This is a genomic window from Acetobacterium wieringae, assembly GCF_001766835.1.
GTDB classification, from domain to species: domain Bacteria; phylum Bacillota; class Clostridia; order Eubacteriales; family Eubacteriaceae; genus Acetobacterium; species Acetobacterium wieringae.
The window spans coordinates 60,959-67,093 of sequence record NZ_LKEU01000044.1 but is presented as its reverse complement, the minus strand read 5'-3'; the positions used below and the strand labels follow the sequence as shown (position 1 = coordinate 67,093).

Here is a 6,135-nt window from a genome sequence, read left to right as displayed (position 1 = left end):
CATCAAATTTAACACTCCCTTCACCTCCAAATATGATTATTTCATATTTGGGGATTAATTAAAATAGTGGGCCATTTTTCAACTAAAAATCTGTCAAAAATGGACCACTATTAAAATATCATATACAGGTTAAGCAAAACAAGTATTACATTGACGGCACTGGCTGATTTACTGTTTGACAGCTTTGAAGTTCATAAGATATTAGTCATTGCACCTCTTCGTGTAGCCACTGTGACTTGGGGTGCCGAAATCGAAAAGTGGGAGCATCTTAACCTATTGAAGTATTCGGTGGCAGTCGGTACAGAAGCAGAAAGACTGGAGGCACTGAGGAATCAGGCAGATATTTATATCATCAATCGGGAAAATGTACAGTGGCTGATTGAAAAAAGCGGCGTTCCCTTTAATTTTGATATGGTGGTTGTGGACGAGCTTTCGTCCTTCAAAAACCATCAATCTAAACGGTTTAAGGCCTTGATGAAAGTAAGACCAAAGGTAAAGAGAGTTGTGGGCCTGACAGGAACACCAAGTAGTAACGGACTGATGGATTTATTCGCAGAATTTAAACTGCTGGATATGGGCGAACGGCTTGGTAGATTTATTGGTCAGTACCGAACTTCCTATTTCACACCGGATAAGCGAAATGGTCAGATTATTTACAGCTACAAACTGCTGCCGAATGCCGAACAGCAAATTTATGAAAAAATTTCTGACATTACTATTTCCATGAAGTCCACTGATCATCTTAAAATGCCGGAACTGATCAGTACGCAGATAGAAGTTGTGCTGTCAGAAGAAGAATCAAAAAAATACGAGAAACTAAAAAAAGACCTTGTACTTAATCTGCCGAATGGAGAAATAACTGCGGCCAATGCAGCATCACTTACTGGAAAACTTTTGCAGATGGCAAACGGAGCAGTCTATTCCGATGATGCGCATATTTTAGAGATGCACCAAAGAAAGCTGGATGCCCTGGAAGATCTGATTGAAGCTGCCAATGAGAAGCCATTGATGGTGGCCTATTGGTACAAGCACGATAAAAGTCGAATCCTTAAACGGTTTAATGCCCGATGTATTGATACAGCGAAAGATATCGAAGATTGGAATGCTGGAAAAATACCAGTAGCCTTGATCCATCCGGCATCCGCCGGTCATGGTTTAAATTTGCAGGACGGTGGATCCACCATTGTCTGGTTTGGACTCACCTGGTCACTCGAACTTTATTCTCAACTTAATGCTAGGCTCTGGCGTCAAGGTCAGAAAAATACGGTGGTAATCCAGCATCTGGTTACCAAAGGAACCCACGATGAAGATGTGATGAAGGCTTTGGAAAACAAGGATATCCAGCAGGAATCGCTAATTGAAGCGGTGAAAGCCAGAATTGAATCTCAACCGTAAGTGAATCGAGAAATGGGTCATAACCAATAGATCAATCAAAATTTAAAATTATTGGAGGTTTTATCCCTATGTATGAGAATCAGAAGAATGTTCACTCCATTGAGGTAGATGATACATACATCGAGCTTGGAAATGCAATCATCTTACAGGCAGTTAAAGACTATCGCCGTGCATTAAAAAAACTGGAGAAGTTCCCAGAGGATTATATGGCGAGACGAACCAAACGTGAAGTGGAGCGTTTTTTTCGAGGCAGCTTCTTTTCCGCCATTACAAATCTTCACCCAGAGGTGTTGATTAAAAAACTGAATGATGAGGTAGAGAATTATGCATGATAAAATGACAGCAAGAGAATACTTAGGGCAGGCTTATCGCCTTGATCAGCGAATCAACAGTAAGATCGAACAAGTTTCTTCACTACACTCTCTGGCTACAAAAGCCACAAGCACTATCAGCGATATGCCTGGCAGCCCGAGTCGCAACATTCACCAAATGGAAGATATCGTTGTGAAAATCATTGAATTAGAAAATGAAATCAATGCAGATATTGATCTGCTGGTTACCTTCAAAAAAGAAGTCCCGCTGGTAATTGAAAGCGTCAGCAATATGGATGAACGAATGGTTCTTCGCTATCGTTATGTTCATAACTTTACCTGGTCGAAAATTGGGGATGAATTAAATGCCGATGAGCGCACAGTACGCCGATGGCATAAGCTGGCACTTTCCCATATCACGATTCCTCCGGATTGTACAGTTATTTAAAATGCGCCGGAAATGACCGTAGATGTCCATATGGGTAATGTGATATTATTATGCTGAGAAAAATAGAAAAATCAAACGAAGCCTTGTGGGAATTCACTCACAGGGTTTTTTGATATCACTTTAGTGTTGTTTTTGTTTGTTGAGCAGAGGGGAAAGTTTGACAGGAGAAAATCGCTTAGAGTGAGTGTACTGAGAAACATAAAAGTTATTTGACGTGGATTTATTGTGTAGTTTATACGATGCTTGAATGCATATGATACATTTATTTGTTAAAATTCTATCTATTGCGCAAAAAAATGCACTTAATGATGCACTGTTTATTGACTGAATGCATGAATTGATGTTATAATAATATTGTAAAAGGGGGACGATTAATGAGCCAACATTATAATCAGAACTACACGAAGGAAGAAATTTCGGCAGTGTTACAAAAAATTCAGGAATGTGTGAGTAGCGGCAAATATACGGTAGCTCAGAACGTGAAAAGAGCAGAAAATATCGCCTTAATTCGTGAATATAATCTTACTCCTGAGAAGCAACGACGCATATTAATGCAAATTGAAGTAGAAGATTTTTGTCATTCTTTAAAAAACACTAATTTGGGATTTGAGCATGAAATTTTGTATGTTTTTTGCCCCCAAGTGTCTCTATTTAATATAGATGATGAAGAAAAGCAGGTTGATTTATATACGAAGTTTAATATTCTTGACTTACCTTCAGGAAGCAGAGTAGTTGTTATATCGTTCCATGAAAGAAACAAGCCTATCAATTATCTGTTTTGATGATCGATAGGGATGAAAGGAGGAAATCACCATGATGAATAAAATTGTATTCTGTCCTGAATGCAGGAAGGATTTAAAGTTTTCAGTAAAAGAAAAAGTTGACTCTGCGGAATTGAGGGGGGAAATATATGAGTTTACTTCTAAAACCGCTTATTGTGATGAATGCGGATCTGAAGTATATGTACCCGAAATTGAAGATGAAAATTTAAAAGCCCTATATGATGCTTATCGTCAAAAGCACGGTATTATATCCCTGGAGGATATCAGGACAATTCCCGAAAAGTATAATATCGGGAAAAGGCCGCTCTCTTTGCTGCTTGGTTGGGGAGAACAAACGTTTAGTCGATATTACGAGGGCGATATGCCTGCAAAACAGTATTCTGAAAAGTTGAAACAGGTACTCGCCGATCCTAATTACTATCTGTCACTTCTAGAAAGTGGAAAAGAAAACCTAAAAAGTGATAAAGCTTATGAAAAAAGCAAAGCTGTTACCAATAGTCTTTTGAATATTTCATTTTCTCCACTACCAACCCTGGAGTTAGTCGTTGATTATGTGCTATCTCAATGCCAGGACATTACAAACCTTTCCTTACAAAAATCTTTATACTATATTCAGGGCTTTTACTATGCCTTTTTTGGTAGCTTTTTATTTGAAGAAGATTGCGAGGCGTGGGTACATGGTCCTGTCTATCGAGATATTTACAAACGTTTCAGTGGTTATTGCTACAACCCTATAGACACTGTTGCAGAACCAGATATTTCTAATATGCCGGTGGAAGAAAAGGTGTTGCTTGATAGTGTTATTAAACATCTTTGTTGTTACAGCGGTAAAACACTTGAGTCATTTACACATGTTGAAACTCCTTGGATCTCTACGCGTGGGAATTTACCAGCTGAAGTGTCAACTGATAGAATAATTCCAAAACAAATTATTGGAGATTATTTTTCTTCTGTAAAAGATAAATATCGTATGCTTACACCTGTCAACATAAAAGATTATGCGCAGGATATGTTTTCTAAGCTTTAGCATTAAATAGCCAGTGCGATTATTTAAAATGTGCCGGAAATGTCCGCAGATGTCCACATGGGTAATGTGTTATTATTAGACTGGAAAAAGTAGATGAAATTAATCAAAGTCTTGTTGGAGTAATTCAGCAGGGCTTTTTATTCACCATAATTTAGGAAAGTTTGTCAACCAATTACTAAATTTTATTAAATGTAATATTAAATTCGAAGTTTGACAAATATGCACAGTTATCATATTAAAGTGTGTATGAAAGTCAAATAGTTTGTAGTTATAGGTAAATGATTACAAAATGAGGTGTTTGAGATGGCAAATATGATTGATTTGGAAATTCCAATAGATAAAGAGCTCAAAGAAGCGGCAGAGAAGATTTTTGGAGAACTTGGTCTTGATATGATGACAGTGATCAATATTTTTCTCAGGCAAGTAGTCCTTGAAAAGGGAATGCCTTTTGAATTAAAATTGTCAGACCCAAGTCAGGAAACGGCCTCTGCCATTACCGAAGGTAGAAAACTGGCTAAAGATAATAGTGTTAAAGGTCATGCCCATATGAATGATTTAAAAACCGCGCTTGAAGAATGAAAAACATGCTTTTTTTAAATGTGCCGGAAATGTCCGTAGATGTCCATATGGGTAGTGTGTTATTATTATACTAGAGAAAAAAAGATAAAAATCGAGTGAAGCCTTGTGGGAATGCCCCCACAGGGCTTTTCTTATGCCCTGAAAGAGGTGAACACCATGCCTAGAAAACCAAAACGGCCCTGCAGCTACCCCGGTTGTAGTGAATTGACAGATGCAAGGTTTTGTGAAAAGCATCAAAAATTACATGACCAACATTACAATAAGTATGAGCGTAATCCGGAAACTCGGAAACGGTACGGATGGGCCTGGAAGAAAATCAGAAACAAATACATTAAGAACAATCCTTTATGTGAGCAGTGTTTAAAAGAAGGACGGCTAACCCCGGCGCAGGAAGTTCATCATATCAAACCGTTGTCAAAAGGCGGTACCCACGATGAGAAAAATCTAATGGCTTTGTGTAGCAGCTGTCATTCCACAATTACTGCCAGAGAAGGGGGACGGTGGGACAAAAAAAAAGACTACCAAGAAGTAGTCCATTGATTGGCGGAGCGGGTAGGATTCGAACCTACTTTCGGCACTTGTAATAGCTTCATATAGCTTTCAGATATTCACCACAGTTACAACTGGCCGCTCCGTGCGCGCCGCTAACCACCGTGTTATAACCCTTTAACATCTTGTGCTCCTCCTTTAAACTTCCTAAACTGATTAATGTTTGAATCAATACCAAGAAGGTAGAAACGACGTCGACTGGGATTCCAACTAGAAGAAAGCTAAATGTTGCTAGAACCAACATATTAATAACTAATTATATCATTATCGGAAATAGAAATCAATTTATCGAACGGGTGGGGGTAGTCAAATCGCTAAAACGTGTTGCAAATGCAACGGGTAGGGGGCCACGCGTGAAAAGTCGCGATTTCAAGAGGTGGTATAGGAAAAATTAAAGAAAGGACGGTGTGCTTAGATGGCCAACGGTCACGGAGGTTCCCGAGTCGGAGCCGGAAAAAAGAAAAAAGCATTAGTGGACAAGCTGATGGATGGTAACCCCGGCAAACGAAAGTTGACGGTATTGGAATTTTCAGATACCGCCAAGCTGGAAGGCCAGGATATGCCGCCACCCAAAGATTATCTTAGTGCCACCCAGAAAAATGGCAAACCGCTGATGGCAGCTGAAGTCTATGAAATTACTTGGCAGTGGTTAGCTGAACGGGGTTGCGCCCAGCATGTCTCTGCCCAATTAATCGAGCAGTACGCCATGGCGGTTTCTCGTTGGATCCAGTGTGAAGAATCGATTACCGAGTTTGGCTTTCTGGCCAAGCACCCCACCACTGGCAATGCGATTCCATCACCTTTCGTTGCCATGTCGCAGAGTTTTATGAAGCTGTCTAACAACCTCTGGTATCAAATCTATCAAGTGGTTAAAGAAAACTGTTCTCAGGAATTTAAAGGCAGCAATCCCCACGACGATGTGATGGAACGGCTACTGACTGCCCGACGGGGTGAATAATCTCGTGATAATGGTTTCTAAATCATTTTCGTTCATCTGGCAACCGATGGTTGAAAACGAAAAAGATGAAATTGCGAAAGGAAAAA

The 6,135-nt window shown here is 39.5% G+C and carries 7 protein-coding genes, 1 tRNA gene and 1 pseudogene; 8 read left to right on the top strand and 1 reads right to left on the bottom strand.

Features of this window, described 5'->3' with window-relative positions:
- Positions 1-129 precede the first annotated feature (129 nt).
- The 7 genes and pseudogenes from ACWI_RS16985 to ACWI_RS16955 all read left to right on the top strand — a co-directional run.
- A pseudogene (locus ACWI_RS16985) lies at positions 130-1,395 on the top strand (SNF2-related protein); the annotation flags it as partial.
- A gap of 68 nt (positions 1,396-1,463) precedes the next feature.
- Positions 1,464-1,727, top strand: coding sequence for a hypothetical protein (locus ACWI_RS16980; protein ID WP_070372636.1), 264 nt, complete (start codon positions 1,464-1,466; stop codon positions 1,725-1,727).
- Positions 1,720-2,154 carry a DUF1492 domain-containing protein gene (locus ACWI_RS16975; RefSeq protein ID WP_242871643.1) on the top strand — a complete coding sequence of 145 codons (435 nt, stop codon included), beginning with the start codon at positions 1,720-1,722 and terminating at the stop codon, positions 2,152-2,154. Before ACWI_RS16980 ends, ACWI_RS16975 begins: the two co-directional genes overlap by 8 nt.
- Positions 2,155-2,528: 374 nt before the next feature.
- Complete coding sequence (locus ACWI_RS16970) at positions 2,529-2,936, top strand: hypothetical protein (protein ID WP_070372635.1); 408 nt, start codon at positions 2,529-2,531, stop codon at positions 2,934-2,936.
- Positions 2,937-2,967: 31 nt separating this feature from the next.
- Positions 2,968-3,963 carry a type II TA system antitoxin MqsA family protein gene (locus ACWI_RS16965; protein WP_070372634.1) on the top strand — a complete coding sequence of 332 codons (996 nt, stop codon included), beginning with the start codon at positions 2,968-2,970 and terminating at the stop codon, positions 3,961-3,963.
- Positions 3,964-4,266: 303 nt separating this feature from the next.
- Positions 4,267-4,542, top strand: a complete 276-nt coding sequence (locus ACWI_RS16960) for a type II toxin-antitoxin system RelB/DinJ family antitoxin (RefSeq protein ID WP_070372633.1) — start codon at positions 4,267-4,269, stop codon at positions 4,540-4,542.
- A 156-nt stretch (positions 4,543-4,698) separates the two neighbouring features.
- The gene (locus ACWI_RS16955) at positions 4,699-5,082 is read left to right on the top strand and encodes an HNH endonuclease (protein ID WP_070372632.1); all 384 of its coding nucleotides are present in this window, start codon (positions 4,699-4,701) and stop codon (positions 5,080-5,082) included.
- A 1-nt stretch (position 5,083) separates the two neighbouring features.
- On the opposite strand, the gene ACWI_RS19145 is transcribed toward ACWI_RS16955, so the two are convergent.
- Positions 5,084-5,176, bottom strand: a tRNA-OTHER gene (locus ACWI_RS19145).
- 330 nt (positions 5,177-5,506) lie between these two features.
- Between ACWI_RS19145 and ACWI_RS16950 the strand changes: the two genes are divergently transcribed.
- Positions 5,507-6,049, top strand: a complete 543-nt coding sequence (locus tag ACWI_RS16950) for a P27 family phage terminase small subunit (protein ID WP_070372631.1) — start codon at positions 5,507-5,509, stop codon at positions 6,047-6,049.
- Positions 6,050-6,135 lie beyond the last annotated feature (86 nt).

Excerpts from the sequence above, each read along its gene's own strand:
- ACWI_RS16980 (WP_070372636.1), top strand. The coding sequence starts at position 1,464 with ATGTATGAGAATCAGAAGAATGTTCACTCCATTGAGGTAGATGATACA.
- ACWI_RS16975 (WP_242871643.1), top strand. The coding sequence starts at position 1,720 with ATGCATGATAAAATGACAGCAAGAGAATACTTAGGGCAGGCTTATCGC.
- ACWI_RS16970 (WP_070372635.1), top strand. The coding sequence starts at position 2,529 with ATGAGCCAACATTATAATCAGAACTACACGAAGGAAGAAATTTCGGCA.
- ACWI_RS16965 (WP_070372634.1), top strand. The coding sequence starts at position 2,968 with ATGATGAATAAAATTGTATTCTGTCCTGAATGCAGGAAGGATTTAAAG.
- ACWI_RS16960 (WP_070372633.1), top strand. The coding sequence starts at position 4,267 with ATGGCAAATATGATTGATTTGGAAATTCCAATAGATAAAGAGCTCAAA.
- ACWI_RS16955 (WP_070372632.1), top strand. The coding sequence starts at position 4,699 with ATGCCTAGAAAACCAAAACGGCCCTGCAGCTACCCCGGTTGTAGTGAA.
- ACWI_RS16950 (WP_070372631.1), top strand. The coding sequence starts at position 5,507 with ATGGCCAACGGTCACGGAGGTTCCCGAGTCGGAGCCGGAAAAAAGAAA.